The sequence below is a fragment of the Paracoccus caeni genome (genome assembly GCF_016629665.1).
GTDB classification, from domain to species: domain Bacteria; phylum Pseudomonadota; class Alphaproteobacteria; order Rhodobacterales; family Rhodobacteraceae; genus Paracoccus; species Paracoccus caeni.
The window spans coordinates 199,865-217,924 of the sequence record NZ_JAEPRQ010000005.1 but is presented as its reverse complement, the minus strand read 5'-3'; the positions used below and the strand labels follow the sequence as shown (position 1 = coordinate 217,924).

The window sequence follows — 18,060 nt, the reverse complement described above, 5'->3', positions numbered from 1 at the left end:
GATGAACGTCCTCTTCATTCTCGCCCATCCAGAGCCAACGTCTTTCAATGCGCAACTTGTCCGGGACGGCGCGGCGCATCTCAAGGCTCAGGGACACGAGGTCGCCATCGCCGATCTTTATGCGCTTGGCTTCGATCCGGTCGAAAGTGCCAGCCACTATGCCAACCGCGCGGAAACCGCGACCTTTTCGCCGCTGGCCGAACAGCGTCACGCCGCCCAGACGCAAACCCTGCCTGCCGAGATCACCCAACAGATCGAGATGCTGGAGTCCGCTGATCTGGTCGTCTTCCAGTTCCCGATCTGGTGGCATTCGGTCCCGGCCATTCTCAAAGGATGGTTCGACCGCGTCTTTGTCAGTGGCGGGCTTTACACCAGCAAGATGCGCTATGATCGCGGCTATTTCCGGGGCAAGCGGGCGATCTGCTCGGTCACCTCTGGCGCCCCGTCGCAGGCATTTGTCGCGGGCGGTCGCGGCGGCGAGCTGGACCAGATTCTCTGGTCCACGCAATTCTCGCTTTACTACATGGGCTTCGATGTCCTGCCGCCGCACGCCTCTTACGGAATCGCGGGACATGGCTTCAGCTATGTGTCGGACGATGATTTCCAGCGCCAGTTTCACGCGCTGAAGCAAGCGTTTTTGGATCGGCTGGACAATGTCTGGACCGATGCCGCGCTGAAATATCCGGGTTGGGAGGACTGGGATGAGCTTGGCCAGCCCAAGGCCCGGAAAGACAGGACTATGCAAGGAGAAATCTGCCATGCTGACGAATGACGAGCTTGCGAAATGGGATCGCGAGAATTTCATGCACCCCTCGACCCATCTGGGCCAGTTCGCCCGGGGCGAGGCCGCGCAGCGGATCGTGACCGGGGGCGAAGGCGTCCATATCACCGACCGCGACGGCAACCGGCTGCTGGACGGGTTCGCGGGGCTTTACTGCGTGAATGTCGGCTATGGCCGGACCGAGATCGCCGAGGCTATCGCCGCGCAGGCGCATGAACTGGCCTATTACCACGCCTATGCCGGGCATGGCTCGGAAACCTCGATCACGCTTGCCAAGATGGTGATGGACCGCGCGCCCGATCACATGGCGCGGGTCTATTTCGGCCTTGGCGGGTCGGACGCGAATGAGACGAACATCAAGCTGATCTGGTATTACAACAATATCCGTGGCTTACCGCAGAAGAAGAAGATCATCTCGCGCTGGCGGGGCTATCACGGATCGGGGCTGATGACCGGCTCGCTGACCGGGCTGGAGCTGTTCCACAAGAAATTCGATCTGCCGCTGGCGCAGGTGATCCATACCGAAGCGCCCTATTATTTCCGCCGCAAGGATGCGGGTATGAGCGAGGCCGATTTCAGCGCCCATTGCGCCGAAGAGCTTGAAAAGCTGATCGCAGCCGAGGGCGCCGACACCATCGCCGCCTTTATCGGCGAGCCGGTTCTGGGCACCGGCGGCATCGTGCCCCCACCCGCCGGCTATTGGGAGGCGATCCAGAAAGTGCTGGACCGCCACGACATTCTGCTGGTCGCGGATGAGGTGGTGACGGGCTTTGGCCGTCTGGGAACCATGTTCGGCTCGGACCATTACGGGCTGAAGCCTGATCTGATCACCATCGCCAAGGGGCTGACCTCGGCCTATGCGCCGCTGTCGGGCAGCATTGTCGGCCAGAGGATGTGGGATGTGCTGATGCAGGGCACCGACGAATTCGGGGTTCTGGGGCATGGCTGGACCTATTCCGCCCACCCCATCGGCGCGGCTGCTGGCGTCGCCAATCTGGAACTGATCGACAAGCTGGGACTGGTCGAGAACGCGGGCAAGGTCGGCGGCTATCTGAACACCCGGATGCAGGCCGCGCTTGGCGCGCATCCGAATGTCGGCGATGTGCGTGGCGAAGGGATGCTATGCGCGGTCGAACTGGTGCAGGACCGCGAGGCACGAACCTTCTTCGATCCCAGCCAAGCCATCGGCGGCAAGATCGTCGCAGCGATGCTGAAGCGCGGCGTGATCGCGCGGGCGATGCCGCAGGGCGACATCATCGGCCTTGCCCCGCCGCTGTGTCTGACCGAGGCCGAGGCCGATACGATCGTCGGCGTGACCACCGAAGCGGTCAAAGAGGTGCTGGGCTGAACGCCGAAATCGCCGGTAGCTTGTGACAAAGCCCCCGCCCGACATCAGGTCGGGCCGGGGCGATGCTTGGCGCTGGCCTTTGCTCTGCCAGCCCGTGCTGGCGAAAGCATCCGTCATGGCTTGATGAAAATCGGCGTGCCTGGCGCGACCAGATTGAAAATCTCGGTCATCTCCTGATCGGTTACCGCCGCACATCCCCTTGTCCAGTCGCGCGGAGGCGATTGCACCATGGGCCCGCGACCGTGGATAAAAATGTCTCCGCCCGGACTGCGCCCATGCTGCCGCGCATATTCCCGATCCTGCTGATTGGGATAGGAAATGCCCAGCGAAAGATAATAGCTCGAACCCGGATTCCGGTGGGTAATATAATATAAACCCTCCGGCGTCCGACCATCGCCCTGAAACTGTTTATGACCTTCAGGACTTGGGCCAAGATCGACACGATATTCCCGCAGCACCGTCCGACCATTCAGCAGATACAAAGTTCTCTTTGATTTATCCAGCAAAAGCTGGGTGATAGCGGCGCCGCGAGGGTTCACACTCGCCTTGGAGGCCGCAGGAAACCATGCCATCGCAAAAACGATGGCCGCAATGAATGCACGACGCATGTTGTTTCTCCGAAATAGCGAAGCGCAGGACGCGCCTTCGATATTCGGCATACGCCGCAAAGATTAATATTATTCCCTATCGTGTGAGTTTATTTGCCGCGCAGGTGCCAGCCGATCCACGCGCCCGCGAAACAGGCGACCAGAAACACCCACCCCGACAGCGCCCCGGCCATGATCCCCGACAGCAGCACGCCCACCGTGCAGCCCAGTGCCACCATCGCGCCCCAACCCAGCATCAGCCCGCCGATGAACAGCCTTGGCAGCGTGCGTATTGCAGGCGGCGCGGGTTTCCAGTCGCCCGCCAAAGTCGCCGAAACCGCCGATGCCAGCACCATCCCGATCACGAACACCCCGTTGCGCGAGAAAAGCGCCTCTTTCACCACCGTCGCACAGCCCGCGAAACTGTCCAGCCCGTGCAATGTCTGCGGCAACCAGCCCACAGCATCTGCACTTGTCCGCGCCAGCGATCCCAGTTCGGCGGTCACGCCCAAAGGTCCGACGCGGAAATAGGCGATCATCGCAATCCAGCCGACCAGAATCCCGCCCACCACCGCAGGCCAGCGCCGCGCCAGAACGAAGCGGTGATCCTCGGGCTGGGCAGGCATCGGCTGGCACAGCAGCCACAAAGCCGCCACGCCCAGCAGTCCAAGGCTGACAAGCAGCGCCCCGCCATGCCCCAGATAAGTGGGCAACCAGATCACCTTCGCCCGATAGATATCCAGCACATACAGGGTGTTCCAACTCAGAAACCCCAAGCCGAAACCGATGAACGCCCCCAATAGCGCGATGACCGACCCGAACGCCCCTTCGCCCAGCCGATAGAAATGCGCCGAGATGCAAGACCCGCTTAGCGCCATGCCGATCCCGAAAACGAACGAACCCGCGATCATGGTGATCGAAACCGGCCCGATATGTGCGTCGGGCGGCAACCTCCCGCTGGCAGGGTTTGGCAGCCACACCCCGAAGATCGCCGCGTAGCCAATGATGCCGACCGCCAGAGCCGCCAATATGCCCAAGAGGCCGCGCGGATCGCGGTCGGCAAACCAGTCGCGACTGATGCACCAAAAGCAGAAGCGCGACCGTTGCAGCACCAGCCCAAACGCCCCGCCCAGAAGCAGGGATACCGGCAGCGACCGGCCAAGCGCGTCCCTGTCGGGCAGGTTCAGATACAGCACGATCAGCGCCAATGCGGCGAAAATCGCGACAAAGGGACGAGAGGTCAGCGTCATGGCATCTTCATCAAAAATCCGGCCCGCGCGAACGGGCCGGCAGTTCACAGGAAGTCTTGTCGTCGATCACTGTCCCTGATCCACAAGTCGCAGCCTATTGCCCGGTCCAGACGGTCCCGGCCAGATTGGTCACCGGCACGCCCACGGCATTGCCGTATTCGGTCCAAGAACCATCATAGTTTTTAACGTCGTATCCGAGGATCTTCGATAGTGCGAACCATGTATGGCTGGACCGCTCGCCGATCCGGCAATAGGTGATCACCGGCTTGCTGCCATCGATACCCGCCGCCGCATAAAGCTCTTTCAGCTCCTCGGGCGATTTGAAGCGGCCATCTTCCTGCACCGCCTGCGACCAAGGCACGTTCACCGCATTGGTCACATGGCCTGCACGGATCGCGGTTTCCTTGAAGCCCTCGGGCGCGATCACCTTGCCGCTATATTCATCAGCCGAGCGGATATCGACAATCGCCGACGAGCCATCCTCGGACGCCTGCACTACATCGCCGATCCGCGCCCGCAGCGCCGGATCGGCCTCGGCCAGGGTGATATCGCCGGGCTCCTGCTCCTGCGGGGTGGTCGAGACCTGACGCCCCTCGGCCTCCCACAACACGCGGCCACCATCCAGCAGCTTCACATTCTCGACGCCGTAAACGTCCAGAACCCACGCGCCCCAGGCCGCAAACCAGTTATTGGTGTCGCCATAAAGGATCACGGTCGAGCCGTCATCGACGCCCGCCTGCCGCAGCAGATCCTGCAACTGCTCTTTGCTGGCGATGTCGCGGCGGATCGGATCGACCAGATCGGTGTGCCAGACGAAATTCGTAGCCCCCGGAATGTGGCCGCGCTCATAGACGCCGGGATTGACGCTGACCTCGATCAGCCGAACCTCGGGGTTGTCCAGATTTTCCTCAAGCCATTCGGTCGTCACCAATGGCCCGTCAGATGCCAGCGCTGCCCCTGCGGTCATCGCGATCACCCCGACCGTTGAGACGAGTTTCAGCAGAGCCTTGCCCATCCTGATTTCCTTTCCATTCCATATCACGACTTGTTTGGTCGAGTTAACCGGCGGAAGACCGCTTTCGGCAAGGAAATGTTCTGGCCTAATTTCGATACCGGAAGAGATTGAAACGCGCGGCCTTGTGGCGCCATGAAGCAAAATCCGGTCTCACCCTCGGCAGGTCAGCCAAATCTGGCCGATGATGATTCGAGCAGACCCGGCCCGACATCATCCGGTGAAAACCACTTTCCCCATTGACCCCCGCCCCGCCTCGGGCAATTCTGCCGCTACGTCAGGGGAGTCCCGCCATAGGGGACTGAGAGGCTGAGAGGGGGAAACCCCGGTGAAGCGACCCTTTGAACCTGACCCAGTTGATACTGGCGTAGGAAGACCGAAGGGCATCCCGCAACCTGATCAAGGGGTGGTCCGTTCGGGCCATCGGGCCCATGCCGTATCGGCACCCCATGGCCGCCTTTCTGCCTCATCTCATCCGGGTCGTCACTTGTGGAGGCACGGATGAAAACGACGACCATACCCACCATTTCCACCGGCGCGCTCAGCGCATCGCGCAAGGTCTATGTTCCCGGCAGGCTGCACGACATCCTTGTCCCGCAGCGAGAAATTGCGGTCTCGAACGAAGTCCCGGTCGTGGTCTATGACAGCTCTGGCCCCTATACCGACCTTGAGCCGCAGATCAACATTGCCAAGGGCCTGAAGCCCGTTCGCGGCCGCTGGCAGCAGCAACGCGGCGATGTGCAGGAATATCCGGCCCGCGCGGTCACCTCGGCCGATAACGGCTTTGCGGAAGGCGCGCGGCTGACCCCGGCCTTTCCGGTGCAGCGCGCACCGTGGAAGGCAAGGGACGGCAAGGCGGTCACCCAGCTTGCCTATGCCCGCGCCGGGATCGTCACCCCGGAAATGGAATATGTCGCCATCCGCGAGAATGAGGGCCGTCTTGCCGCCTATCGCCGCGACGGCGAAAGCTTTGGCGCGGAACTACCCGATCTGGTGACGCCGGAATTTGTCCGGGACGAAATCGCACGGGGCCGCGCCATCATCCCCGCCAATATCAACCACCCCGAACTGGAGCCGATGATCATCGGCCGCAATTTTCTGGTCAAAATCAACGCCAATATCGGCAACTCTGCCGTGACCTCATCGATGGAGGAAGAGGTCGAGAAGATGGTCTGGGCGATCCGTTGGGGCGCGGATACGGTGATGGACCTGTCCACGGGCCGCAATATCCACAATATCCGCGACTGGATCATCCGCAACTCGCCCGTCCCCATCGGCACGGTGCCCCTCTATCAGGCGCTGGAAAAGGTCGGCGGCATCGCCGAGGATTTGTCGTGGGAAGTCTATCGCGACACGCTGATCGAACAGGCGGAACAGGGCGTCGATTACTTCACCATCCATGCGGGGGTGCGCCTGCATATGATCCCGCTGACCATCGAGCGGGTGACCGGGATCGTCAGTCGCGGCGGCTCGATCATGGCGAAATGGTGTCTGCACCATCACCGCGAAAGCTTCCTCTATGAGCATTTCGACGAGATTTGCGACATCATGCGCGCCTATGACATCTCGTTCAGCCTTGGCGACGGGCTGCGCCCCGGCTCGATCGCCGATGCCAATGACCGCGCCCAATTCGCCGAGTTGGAGACTTTGGGCGAGCTGACCAAGATCGCCTGGGCCAAGGATTGTCAGGTGATGATCGAAGGGCCGGGCCATGTCGCCATGCACAAGATCAAGGCGAATATGGACAAGCAGTTGAAGCACTGCGACGAGGCGCCGTTCTATACGCTTGGGCCGCTGACCACCGATATCGCGCCGGGCTATGACCACATCACCAGCGCCATCGGCGCGGCGATGATCGGCTGGTTCGGCACGGCGATGCTTTGCTATGTCACGCCCAAGGAACATCTGGGCCTGCCCGACCGCAACGACGTGAAAACCGGGGTTATCACCTATAAACTGGCCGCCCATGCCGCCGATCTGGCCAAGGGCCATCCCGGCGCGCAGATCCGCGACGACGCCCTGTCCCGCGCCCGGTTCGAGTTCCGGTGGGAGGATCAGTTCAACCTTGGCCTTGACCCCGACACGGCCCGGTCGATGCATGACGAGACCCTGCCGAAAGAGGCGCATAAGCTGGCGCATTTCTGTTCGATGTGCGGGCCGAAATTCTGCTCGATGCGGATCAGCCACGACATCCGCGCCGAGGCGCAGAAGCATCAGGGTATGGAAGCCATGGCCGAGAAATTCCGCGAGGGCGGCGCGCTGTATGTGCCGGTCGAAAAGGTGAACGAACCGGCGGAATAGCCCGGCCTGCATAGGGTCGGGCAAACGACCGCAACCGAAAGACCATGAGCGGCGGCAGCGGTGTCCATCACCCTGCCACCCTCACCCGCGCAACACCCACCGTTCGCAAGCTGTGTACAGCCTGTGTACGCCCTGTGCCTTCGCAGTGCATGTCCTGTGCGATCATTCCCCCAGCATTTGCTGCGAAAAGCGCCCCTGACGTTTCTTCGTTGCACAAATACCGATTGCAACGCCCGCAGGTGTTGCGCGGACCTTTAACGATAAAGATCCGCGAACCGATCCCGCAGCATGTTCTTCTGCACCTTGCCCATGGTGTTCCGCGGCAGTTCCTCGACGAACATCACCCGTTTCGGCAGCTTGAACTTCGCCAAACGCGCCTCCAGCGGTGCCAGCACATCGGCCTCGGACAGATCCGCGCCTTTCTGAGCCACCACCACCGCGGTCACCCCCTCGCCGAAATCGCGATGCGGCAGCCCGATTACCGCGGATTCGTTCACCCCCGGCAACTCGTCGATTTCTGCCTCGATCTCAATGGGATAGACATTGTAGCCGCCGGTGATGATCAGATCCTTGCCGCGCCCGACGATGTGCAGATAGCCGTGCTCGTCGATCTTCCCCAGATCGCCGGTGATAAAGAACCCGTTCTCGCGCAGTTCCGCCGCCGTCTTTTCCGGCATCTGCCAATAGCCCTTGAAAACGTTCGGCCCCCGCACCTCGACCATCCCGATCTCGCCTCGCGGCAGTTCCGCGCCGCTGTCGGGATCGGTCACGATGATCTCGACCCCCGGCAGCGGCATCCCCACCGTCCCCGCCACCCGATCGCCCTCATAAGGGTTCGAGGCGTTCATGTTCGTCTCGGTCATGCCATAGCGCTCAAGGATCGCATGGCCGGTCCGCGCCTCCCATTCCCGATGCGTCTCGGCCAGCAAAGGCGCCGATCCCGACACGAAAAGCCGCATCTTCGAGGTATTCTCGGCCGTCAGCATATCATCCTGCAAAAGCCGGACATAGAAGGTCGGAACGCCCATCAGCACGGTGGCGCGCGGCATCAGTTCGAAAATCCGGTCAACGTCGAATTTCGGCAGGAAAACCATTGATGCGCCAGAGAAAAGCGTGACATTGGTCGCCACGAAAAGCCCGTGCGTGTGAAAGATCGGAAGCGCGTGGATCAACACATCGCTGGCCGAATAGCGCCACGCCTCGATCAGCGCCAATGTGTTCGAAACAAGGTTGCCATGCGTCAGCATCGCCCCTTTCGACCGCCCCGTCGTCCCCGATGTATAAAGCAGCGCCGCCAGATCATCCGCCTCGCGCGGGACGGTCGCAAAAATCTCTCCCTCGGCAGCGACCGCATCGGTCAGACTGCCCTTGCCCGCCGCATCCAGCGTCACCAGCCGCGCCCCCGCACGGTCGGCCACCGCCTGCAGATCGTCTTGGCGCGAGGGATCGCAGACAAAGACCGCAGGTGTCGCATCGCCGACGAAATAATCGATCTCGGTCGCGGTATAGCCGGTATTCAGCGGCAGAAAGATCGCCCCTGCCCTGACCGTGCCCAGATAAAGGATGATCGCCTCGACCGATTTCTCGACCTGCGCCGCCACCCGGTCGCCGGGCTTTACCCCAAGCCCGGCCAGCGCATTCGCCATACGCCCGGCCCGCGCCACCAGATCGGCATAGCTGATCCGCTGGCCGTCCAGCGTCTCGATGGCCAGCGCTGCGGGATCGGCGATGCGGCTGACAAGGATATCGAACAGATTGGCACTCATATTGTCCCCCGGTTCACAGGTTCAGATTGGCAGGCAGGGCGCGGCGCACACTGTCCGAGGCCGCGATTTCATTACGTTCGGCGAAGATTTCATGGTTCACCTCGATCTGGCCCAGATCGTAAAGGTAATTCACCATCAGCCCATGCGATTGCGCCATACCGTTATCCGAGACATCGCCCAGATAGTTCAGCCGGTCCAGCCGCGCACCATTGCCCAGATGGAAGCGCGCCACCGGATCGACGGCGCGGCCACGCCCATCGCGGGCGATCAGGAAATAGGTGGCGGCAGCGGCCAGCAACGGCTCGCGCAGCGCCTCGGCCTTGGTTTTGTCGTTCTGCCAGCCCGGCTCATCCAGCAATGCCAGTGAGATACGCTGATCCGGCGTCAGCAGGTCTGAGCCTTCATCCTCGCGCTGTTTCTTCAGCCATGCAGCAAAGCCCGGCACCGGCGACAGGGTGACGAAGGTGCGGATATTTGGCAGTTCGGCCTTCAATTCCTCGACCACCTGCTTGATCAGGAAATTGCCAAAGGACACCCCGGCCAAACCCCGCTGCGTGTTCGAGATCGAATAGAACACCGCCGTATCCGCCTCTTCCGCCTTGATCGGCTTGCGCTTCAGATCCAGCAATGGCGCGACCTTGCCCGGCACTTCTTCGGTCAGCGCGACCTCGACGAAGATCAGCGGCTCATCGACAAGTTGCGGATGAAAGAAGCCATAGCAGCGGCGGTCGGTCGGCTGCAGGCGGTTGCGCAGATCGTCCCAGTTCTGGATCGCGTGGACCGCCTCATAGCGGATGATCTTCTCAAGAATGCTGGCGGGGGTGTTCCAGTCGATATGACGCAAGGACAGAAACCCCCGATTGAACCATGACGAAAACAGATGCCCGAAATCTCCGTCCACGCGGCGAAGCGAGGGATTGTCGCGCAAATGGCGAAGCAACTCCTCGCGCATTCTGACCAGTGCGGCGGTGCCTCCGGGCGCAAGGTTCAGGCGACGGAACAGTTCCTGCCGTTTCGGTTCAGAGACACCGTGCAGTGCCTCGATCGCTTCGGTAGATTCAGGCGATTTTTCAACCGCCTGAAGCGCCTTCTTTATCCTTTTTGGATCACTTCCGAAACGGTCGGCCAGTGCTTGCAGAAACACCAGCCGCGCCGTCTCATCGGCTTGATCGAAGCCCGCCAGAAGTTCGCGGGCAATGACCACGCCCGAAGCCTCGCCCCGCCGGGACAGAAGGATCTCGCCCAGTTCGGCCAGATCGGGCGCCTCAACCCTGCCGCCATCGGCGCGACGGCCCAGCATCCGCCGCCCGCTGGCAGTCAGCGTGCCCAGCAGTTCCGACCAGAAGGCCGGGCGTGCCTGACGCGGGTTTTGATCAAGCTTTGTCACGTTAGCCTCCTGTCAGGCGGGGTCGGTTCAGGCCGCCGGGATCAACCCGGCAGCACCACGAAGATCAGCCACAGAACCACGGGCGCCAGCACTGTCACCAGCGCACCATAGCTTAGCAGCTTGCGGAAGAAGACCTGACGGTCAATTCCATGCGCATTGGCCAGAACCAACGCACCATTGGTCGAGAACGGGCTGACATCGACGATGGTGGACGCAACCGCCATACCGGCGATAAAGCCGATGGCGCCGACGCCGGTATCGCCTTGCAGGAACGGCACCGCCAACGGGATCAGCGATCCAAGCACCGCCGTCGATGAGGCAAAGGCCGACACGACCGCGCCGATGAAGAACAGCATCAGCGCTGCCAGCAGCGGCGAGGCCATGCCAGCCACACTGTCGCCCACGAAATCGACCGTGCCCATATGTTCCATCACCGCAACATAGGTGCTGACGCCGGTGATCAGCATGATTTCGGGCCAGGCGACCTGCGCCATCGCGCGTTTCTGCATGGTCGGTGCCCAAAGCGCCAGCACAAGGCCGATGGACAGGGCAACGAAGCCGATATCCAGCTTGAACGCCAGAACCAGCACCGCAAGCAGCGCCAGCCCGGCCAGCGTCACCATCTGATAGAGGTTGCCGTCGGGATGATCGCCCTCGGGCACTTCGGCCACCAGCTTGTTGGAATGGCCGCCGCCTTCCTTGCCGACGCGGCGGGTCAGCGCCTGCGCCTCGCTGTCGCCAAAGATTTGCGGGCCGGTGGCGGCGCGGGCGATCTCGACATGCGGGACATCGACAGGCTCGAGATTTTCAAGCCGCGCTGACATCAGCTTGCGTCCGCCCAGCACCATGAACAGGATCAGCGCCACGGCGGCGTTGACGAAGAAGCTGGCGGCGAAGGTCGTCATCGGGCTAAGCGGCAGCCCGGCCTTTTCGACGACGCCATTGGTGATGCCGCCATAGATGCTGATGGGCGAGAAGCCCCCGGCCTGCGCGCCATGGACCACCATCAGGCCCATCATCAAGGGCGAGATATGATAGCGGAAGGCAAAGCCAAGCGCGATTGGTGCGACGATGGCGACCGCGCCGGGGCTGACCGCGCCCACCGCCGTCAGCATCGCCGAGATGCCGAACATGATCCACGGGATCGCCGCAAGCCTGCCCTTGACCGCGCGCACGGCCATCCGCACCAGCCAGTCGATGGTGCCGTTGTTCTGCGCCAGTGCGAACAGCCAAGTGATCCCGACCAGCGTCAGGAACAAGCCGCCCGGAAAGCCGCCGATGATGTCGTTGGTCGATTGGCCCGCCAGCAGCGTGCCGACCAGAAAAGCGCCGACAAAGGCCAGAACGCCCATATTGATCGGCCAGACCGTGGCGATCACGAACATCACGGCCAGAGCGTAGATTGATATCAGATGCGGGGTCATGCGCGGCTCCTCCTCCTTGCAAACCTCGTATGGCCGGTTGATCCGGCCTCATGTGATCCATGCGTTGGACGCACGAATCTCCTCCTACTATTGTTGTACGTATTACGTTACGTGATGTATATAACAAAAATCACGTTGGATAAATCTTGCCGATCTGGCTATGGTGGCGTGGTCTTTTGCGAGGGGAAGTAATGGCTGCGATTTCCAATACCGTGCGGATCCGCAACGCGCTGGAAAACGCAATCGTCAAAGGGGTTTATCTGCCCGGCAGCCAGCTTGATCCCGAGGCGCTGGAGCGCGAGTTCGACTGTTCCCGCACCCCCGTCCGCGAGGCATTGCATCAGTTGGAGGCATCCGGTCTGGTCCGGGTCGTCCCCAAGCGTGGCACCTTCGTAACCGAGTGGAATCCAAGCGAGTTGGCCGAGCGGTTCGAGGTCATGGCCGAGATCGAGGCGACCTGCGGCCGCCTTGCCGCGAGACGCGTGACCGATGCCGAATTGCGAGAACTGGAAGCGGTGCATGAACATTGCCGCGAAGCTGCCGAGGCGGGCGATGTCGAGGCTTACTATGCCCGCAACTCCACTTTCCATCACTGTATCTATCGCGCGACCCATAACGCCTTTCTGGAGCAGGAGGCGTCACGGCTGCATGCGATGCTGCAGCCCTATCGGCGGATGCAGTTGCAGGTGCGCAACCGGATGATGCGGTCGTTCAAGGAACATGACAGCGTGGTCGCCGCGATCCGGGGCGGTGATGCGGATGCTGCGGCGCTGGCCTTGCGCGAACATGTGATCGTGCAGGGGGATCGCTTCCACGATCTGGTGGCGGCGATGCGGCAGCCTGCGTGAAAGCAGGGTTTTCAGGCAGAACCGCGCGCTCAAGCCACCGCCCGTCCGCTTAGCCCCTCAAAGCTCCCAATCGGCGGCGTCGAACCGCGTCAGTGCCGCCAGCCTCTCGAAATCCTGCGGGGTCGCGGCCAGCACGCCCATCCCTTTACCCTGTCGGGCCTCGGACGGGATCGGGCCGACCCGGCCCCCTGCCGCCTCGATCAGCGCATAGGCGGCAAGGCAATCCCACAGGCTCATCCGCGGTTCGCAGAAGCCCACCACGCGCCCCGCCGCCACATAGGCCAGCATCAGCGCGCCCGAGCCATAGCGGACCCATGCCACCCCGGCTTCGGCCAGTTCACCATGCAAATGCCCCACACGCGCGGCCGGCACCCGGTCGTTCGAGCCGGTGCCAAGCAGCCCCGAGGACAGATCGAACCGCGAGGTGACCTGAACCGGCTTGCCGTTCAAGGTCGTCCCCTGCCCGCGCGCACCCAGAAACATCTCATCCAGAACTGGCGCGAAGATCGCGCCCAGTAACGGGCCGCTTTGATCCATCAACCCGATCGAGATGCACCACGCGGGCAGGCCGTTCAGGAACGGCGCGGTGCCGTCTATCGGATCGACCACCCAGGTCAGCCCGGTCGTGCCTTCCTGAAGCCCGTATTCCTCGCCCAGCATAGCGTCACCGGGGAAGAGGCGGGCAATCTCGTCCCTGATCAGCTCTTCGACCTCGCGGTCAGCGATGGAGACCATGTCGGTCAATGTCCGCTTGGTCTCGATCTCCAGATCGTCGCGGCTGTTGAAATAGTTCAGCGCCAAGGCACCCGCCTTGCGCGCAATCACCTCGACCGTGGCCAGCCGTGAGGCAAGTTGCGTATCGTCCAGCATATTCATGTCCTCAGGCAATCAGCGCCACACCCGCGCCACGGAATTGCAGCACCACGTCAGCACCCGGCGCAGCGGCTGTGGTGCTGTCGCCATCCACCACGAACAACCGTCCGGCTGCGGTGTCTATCTCATATTCGAAATGATCGCCCAGATAGGCCGCCGACAGAACCTTGCCCGCCAGCCCTTCGCCGGATTGCAGGACGCGGAAGGCATTCGGCCGCACCGCCAGCTTGGCCGCGCCGGTCGAGGCTGATCGGGCGGGCAAGGCAATCTCCTGCGAGCCGACACGAACCCGCGCGCCATCCGCTTCGACCGAGATGACATCGCAGCCGATCACATTCGCCTCGCCAATGAAATCAGCGATGAATTCGGATGCGGGGGTCTCGTAAAGCTGACGCGGGGTGCCGTCCTGGGCGATATGGCCGTCCTTCATGACCACGATCCGGTCGGACACGGCCAAGGCCTCATCCTGATCGTGGGTCACATAGACGGCGGTAAAGCCCAGCCTTTGCTGCAATTCGCGGATCTCGGTGCGGACGCGGCGGCGCAAACGGGCGTCGAGGTTCGACAAAGGCTCGTCCAGCAGCAGCACCTGCGGTTCAAGCACCAGCGCGCGCGCCACCGCCACGCGTTGCTGTTGCCCGCCTGACAACTCGGACGGCAGGCGGTCGCCAAGGCCCGAGAGGCCGACCAGTTCCAGCCCCTTGCCGGCAGCGGCGCGGGCTTCGGACGCGCGCAGCCCGCCGGATTCCAGCCCATAGGCGATGTTCTGAAACACGCTCATATGCGGGAAAAGGGCATAGCTTTGAAACACCATCGTCACGTCGCGCCGGTTTGGCGGCAGGCGTGTCACATCCTGCCCGCCGATCAGGATCGCGCCTTGGGTCGGCGTCTCCAGCCCGGCCAGCATCCGCAGCGTCGTCGTCTTGCCGCAGCCGGACGGCCCCAGCAATGTCACCAACTGCCCCGGCTCGATCTTCAGGTCCAGATGCGGGATCGCGGTGAATGCCCCGTAATCCTTGCGGACCGAGCGGAACTCGACCGCGCCTCTTTGCGGATTGCTCACGTCGCTGCCTCCCTGGCGATTTGTTGTGTGGTCCTGCGCCGCAGCCGACGTTCGCCGACCAGAAGCTGGAAGCCCCCGATCACCGTGATCATCACCACGATCAGCACCGAGGAATAGGCGATCGCCACCCCGTATTGCCCGTTTTCGACCAGACCGACGATATAAGACGTGGCCATGTTGTATTTGGCCGAGACAAGAAAGATCACCGCCGAGATCGAGGTGATCGCCCGAACGAAGCTATAGACCAGCGCCGCCATGATCGCGGGCCGCAGCAGCGGCAGGATCACCCGGCGCAAGGTGCGCCCGGAATTGGCGCCAAGGGTCAGCGACGCCTCGTCAAGGCTGCCGTCAAGCTGCGCCATGGCAGCCACCCCGCCACGCACGCCGACGGGCATGTTGCGGAAGACGAAGCAGACGATCAGGATCAGCGCGGTCCCGGTCATCTGGATCGGCGGCAGGTTGAAGGCCATGATATAGCTGATGCCGATGACCGTGCCGGGGATGGCGAAGCTCATCATCAGCACGAATTCGAAGATGGTCTTGCCGGGGAATTTCTGCCGCGCGATCAGCCAGCCGGTGATCAGCCCGACAGCCGCCGTCAGTGGCGCGGCGATCAGTGCGATGATCATGGTGGTCCAGAAGCTGTTCCACGCCACCCCGGTCCAACGTATGCCGTTCTCGCCAAAGGTCACCCCGAAGGCGCGGATGTAATGCTCGAAGGTCAGCGTGTGATCCAGCCCCCACAGTTTCACGAAACCGCCGAACAGGATCATCGCATAGACGATGATGGTGAAGAGGCTCCACAGGCTGACAAGGCTGATGACCGGAATGGCAACCCGCCGGGGCAGCAGGGAATGGGTGCCGCCGTCGCCCTTGCCGCCAACGGTGGCGAAGTTGCGACCCGACAGCCACAGCCGCTGTGCCAGAAAGGCCGAAAGCGTGAAGAACAGCAGCACCGCCGCCAGCACCGCCGCCCGCGAGGGATCGTTCTGCGCACCAACGACCGAGAAGAAAATCTCGGTGGACAGCACCCCGCCCGAGCCGCCCAGCACCAAGGGGTTGCCGAAATCGGCCATGCTTTCGATGAAGCCGATCAGCCACGCATTCGCCAGACCCGGTGCCATCAGCGGCAGCGACACCTTGCGGAAGGTCCGCCAACGCCCGGCGCGAAGGGTCTGGCTGGCTTCCTCCATCGACGGACTGACGCCCTCGACCACGCCGATCAGCACCAGAAAGGCGATGGGCGTGAAGCTGAGAACCTGCGCCAGCCAGATGCCGGTCAATCCGTAAAGCCAGCGTCCAAGCTCCCAGCCGGTGCCGGATTCGATCAGTTGCGTCAGCGTGCCCGACCGGCCCAACAGCATCATCAGCGCAAGGCCCACGACGAAAGGCGGGGTGATGATCGGCAGAATGGTCAGCAGGCGCAGCCCCTTCTTGAAGGGAAAGCGGGTGCGGGTGGCGACCAGCGCGAAGGCAAGGCCAAGCGCGGTGGTGGCGGTGGCGGTGCAGACCGCAAGGAAGAACGTCCGCCACGCGACACCGCAATAGCCGCCGGTCAGGCAGCCAAGGCTCCAGATGCGCGGATCGACGATATTGCGGCGGACCCCTTCCGAGGTGAAGGAGCCGTCGAAATCCTGAAACGCGCCGGTGAAGATCGACATGATCGGGTAAAAGACAAAGACCCCGACCAGCAGGATCAGGATCGAAATGGCGGTGAGGATGAAAGCATCCCCCTTCAGCGCGCCGCGCTCGGCATTCCCGAACGAGATCATGCAGGTGAAAAACAGCCCCAGTATGATCGCGCCCGCGCCGAAAGCAGGCTGACCTGCCGCCTCGCCGAACGTCGCCTCAAGCAGCCCCCAGTTCCAGCCGCGTGTGCCGACGGACAGACCTTCGACGGCCAGCCAGATCAGGCCAAGCGCGCCGATCCAGATCATCGTCCGGCCTCTTTTCGCGCCCGATGGGGTCGCGATGCGCAGCCAGATCGTGGCGGCGACAAGCAACAGGACCGGCCAAACCTGCCAGCGCCCGATGACGGCCTGCACCAATCCCGGCCACAGATCGGGGGTGGAGATCACGTCCTCCAGCCAACCGAAGCCAAAGAAACCGCTGCGCACGCGATACCATGGCAGGATCAGCAATGCCGCCGCAGCGCCAAGGATCAGCCGGTTCAGCCGCTTGTCATCCGCATTCATTCGATGCCTGTCCCGTTCTCGTCAGATGCCGGGGCCGTGTCGCCAGCCCCGGCCATTCGGATCGCGCGCCGGATTATTCGGTCGCGCGCCCGCCGACTTCTGCGTCCCAACGGGCCAGCAATTCACGCCGCCGTTCGGCCCCGCCATATTCGGCGAAGTCGTAATCGATCAGCTTGATCTCACCCAGATCGGGGACATGCTCGGACGCCACAGCCGCCTTGTTCGACGGAAGCTGGAACGAGCCCGCCTCGGGCATCAGGTTCTGCACATCGGCGGTCAGCACCCAGTCATAGAAGATTTTCGCCTCATCCGGGTTCGGCGCGCCTTCGATGATTGACATCGAACCGACCTCGTAGCCGGTCCCCTCGCAAGGCGTCATCGGCTTGATCGGGAAACCCTCGACCGATTGCGACACCGCGTCATGCAGGAAGACGATGCCCAAACCAGCCTCGCCCCGCGCAGCCGACTTCACCGGGGCCGAGCCCGATTTCGTATATTGGGCGACATTGGCGTTGAGCTGTTTCAGATATTCGAACGCCTCATCCTCTCCCATCAACTGAACCAGCGTGGCAAGCGTCGTATAGGCGGTGCCCGACGAGTTCGGATCGGCAATCTGGATCTCGCCCTTCAGGCCCGGGTCCAGCAGATCGGACCAGCAGGCCGGTTCCTTCAGCCCTTTGCTTTCGAAAATCTGCGTATTGTAACCCCAGCCAAGCGCGCCGCTATAGACGCCGACCGTCCGGTTCCCAGAGATTTCCGCCTGTTTCACCGCCCAGTCATGCAGTTCCGGCAGCATCGGCGATTCATAAACGGCGGTCAGCTCCTCGGCAGCGGCCTGCAGATGCGGATCGCCGGTGCCGCCCCACCACAGATCGGTCTGCGGATTGCGCGCCTCGGCCCGGACACGGGCATAAGTCTCGCCCGAGGACATCCGCACCATGTTCACGCTGATATCCGGGTGGCTGTTGCCGAATTCCGAAACCAGCTTCTCGCAGATCACCACATCGGCGGAACAGATCAGGTTCAGTTCTGCCGCTTGGGCTGCGAATGCCGGTAATGATGCGACGCCTGCCGCGATGGCAGCGGTTCTCAATTTCATCTTCTTCCTCCCCTAGCCTTCTCCCGAGGCACGCTTGTTTTGCAAAGCCGTGCATCAGGTTCGGACACGAATCGGGGTGATGTCAACCGTTCATGTTACAGATTTGAAACAGAAATGTGACGCCAT

Annotated in this window: 14 protein-coding genes and 1 riboswitch; of the genes, 4 read left to right on the top strand and 10 right to left on the bottom strand. The window is 62.4% G+C overall.

The genetic code is table 11. The features are described 5' to 3' along the window. Position 1: 1 nt before the first annotated feature. Both JJJ17_RS14535 and JJJ17_RS14530 read left to right on the top strand, forming a co-directional pair. Positions 2-772 (top strand): NAD(P)H-dependent oxidoreductase, encoded by a 771-nt coding sequence (locus JJJ17_RS14535; protein WP_200687635.1) that lies wholly within the window; start codon positions 2-4, stop codon positions 770-772. Continuing rightward, a complete protein-coding gene (locus tag JJJ17_RS14530) occupies positions 759-2,129 on the top strand; it encodes an aspartate aminotransferase family protein (RefSeq protein WP_200687633.1) in 1,371 nt (456 codons plus the stop codon). The genes JJJ17_RS14535 and JJJ17_RS14530 overlap by 14 nt, the downstream gene beginning before the upstream one ends. A gap of 113 nt (positions 2,130-2,242) precedes the next feature. Here JJJ17_RS14530 and JJJ17_RS14525 read toward each other — a convergent pair whose 3' ends face one another. The 3 genes from JJJ17_RS14525 to JJJ17_RS14515 all read right to left on the bottom strand — a co-directional run bounded on the left by JJJ17_RS14525 (position 2,243) and on the right by JJJ17_RS14515 (position 4,981). Next, positions 2,243-2,737 carry a L,D-transpeptidase family protein gene (locus JJJ17_RS14525; protein ID WP_234464115.1) on the bottom strand — a complete coding sequence of 165 codons (495 nt, stop codon included), beginning with the start codon at positions 2,735-2,737 and terminating at the stop codon, positions 2,243-2,245. Between the two features lie 89 nt (positions 2,738-2,826). Further along, on the bottom strand, positions 2,827-3,966 hold the full coding sequence (locus JJJ17_RS14520; protein ID WP_200687631.1) for a YeeE/YedE family protein: 1,140 nt from the start codon (positions 3,964-3,966) through the stop codon (positions 2,827-2,829). 94 nt (positions 3,967-4,060) lie between these two features. Continuing rightward, the gene (locus tag JJJ17_RS14515) at positions 4,061-4,981 is read right to left on the bottom strand and encodes a sulfurtransferase (RefSeq protein ID WP_200687629.1); all 921 of its coding nucleotides are present in this window, start codon (positions 4,979-4,981) and stop codon (positions 4,061-4,063) included. 266 nt (positions 4,982-5,247) lie between these two features. Beyond that, positions 5,248-5,369, top strand: a riboswitch (TPP riboswitch). 110 nt (positions 5,370-5,479) lie between these two features. Between JJJ17_RS14515 and thiC the strand changes: the two genes are divergently transcribed. After that, positions 5,480-7,279, top strand: coding sequence for a phosphomethylpyrimidine synthase ThiC (gene thiC / locus JJJ17_RS14510; protein ID WP_200687627.1), 1,800 nt, complete (start codon positions 5,480-5,482; stop codon positions 7,277-7,279). A gap of 254 nt (positions 7,280-7,533) precedes the next feature. Here the strand turns inward: thiC and JJJ17_RS14505 are convergent, their stop codons facing one another. From JJJ17_RS14505 to JJJ17_RS14495, 3 genes are read right to left on the bottom strand one after another with little or no spacing between them, the layout of a single operon-like run. Then, positions 7,534-9,045 carry a malonate--CoA ligase gene (locus JJJ17_RS14505; RefSeq protein WP_200687625.1) on the bottom strand — a complete coding sequence of 504 codons (1,512 nt, stop codon included), beginning with the start codon at positions 9,043-9,045 and terminating at the stop codon, positions 7,534-7,536. A gap of 13 nt (positions 9,046-9,058) precedes the next feature. Further along, positions 9,059-10,432, bottom strand: a complete 1,374-nt coding sequence (locus JJJ17_RS14500; protein ID WP_200687623.1) for a malonyl-CoA decarboxylase — start codon at positions 10,430-10,432, stop codon at positions 9,059-9,061. 41 nt (positions 10,433-10,473) lie between these two features. Next, positions 10,474-11,856 carry an SLC13 family permease gene (locus JJJ17_RS14495; RefSeq protein WP_200687621.1) on the bottom strand — a complete coding sequence of 461 codons (1,383 nt, stop codon included), beginning with the start codon at positions 11,854-11,856 and terminating at the stop codon, positions 10,474-10,476. A 191-nt stretch (positions 11,857-12,047) separates the two neighbouring features. Here JJJ17_RS14495 and JJJ17_RS14490 point away from each other — a divergent pair, with 191 nt between their 5' ends. Further along, positions 12,048-12,704: a GntR family transcriptional regulator gene (locus JJJ17_RS14490; RefSeq protein ID WP_200687619.1), complete on the top strand. Its 657-nt coding sequence runs from the start codon at positions 12,048-12,050 to the stop codon at positions 12,702-12,704. 57 nt (positions 12,705-12,761) lie between these two features. On the opposite strand, the gene JJJ17_RS14485 is transcribed toward JJJ17_RS14490, so the two are convergent. From JJJ17_RS14485 to JJJ17_RS14470, 4 genes are all read right to left on the bottom strand, one after another. Beyond that, positions 12,762-13,574, bottom strand: a complete 813-nt coding sequence (locus JJJ17_RS14485; RefSeq protein WP_234464114.1) for an inositol monophosphatase family protein — start codon at positions 13,572-13,574, stop codon at positions 12,762-12,764. A 10-nt stretch (positions 13,575-13,584) separates the two neighbouring features. Then, complete coding sequence (locus JJJ17_RS14480) at positions 13,585-14,640, bottom strand: ABC transporter ATP-binding protein (RefSeq protein ID WP_200687616.1); 1,056 nt, start codon at positions 14,638-14,640, stop codon at positions 13,585-13,587. Continuing rightward, positions 14,637-16,835, bottom strand: coding sequence for an ABC transporter permease (locus JJJ17_RS14475; RefSeq protein WP_200687614.1), 2,199 nt, complete (start codon positions 16,833-16,835; stop codon positions 14,637-14,639). The genes JJJ17_RS14480 and JJJ17_RS14475 overlap by 4 nt, the downstream gene beginning before the upstream one ends. A 73-nt stretch (positions 16,836-16,908) precedes the next feature. Further along, positions 16,909-17,934 (bottom strand): ABC transporter substrate-binding protein, encoded by a 1,026-nt coding sequence (locus tag JJJ17_RS14470; RefSeq protein WP_200687612.1) that lies wholly within the window; start codon positions 17,932-17,934, stop codon positions 16,909-16,911. Between the last annotated feature and the right edge of the window lie 126 nt (positions 17,935-18,060).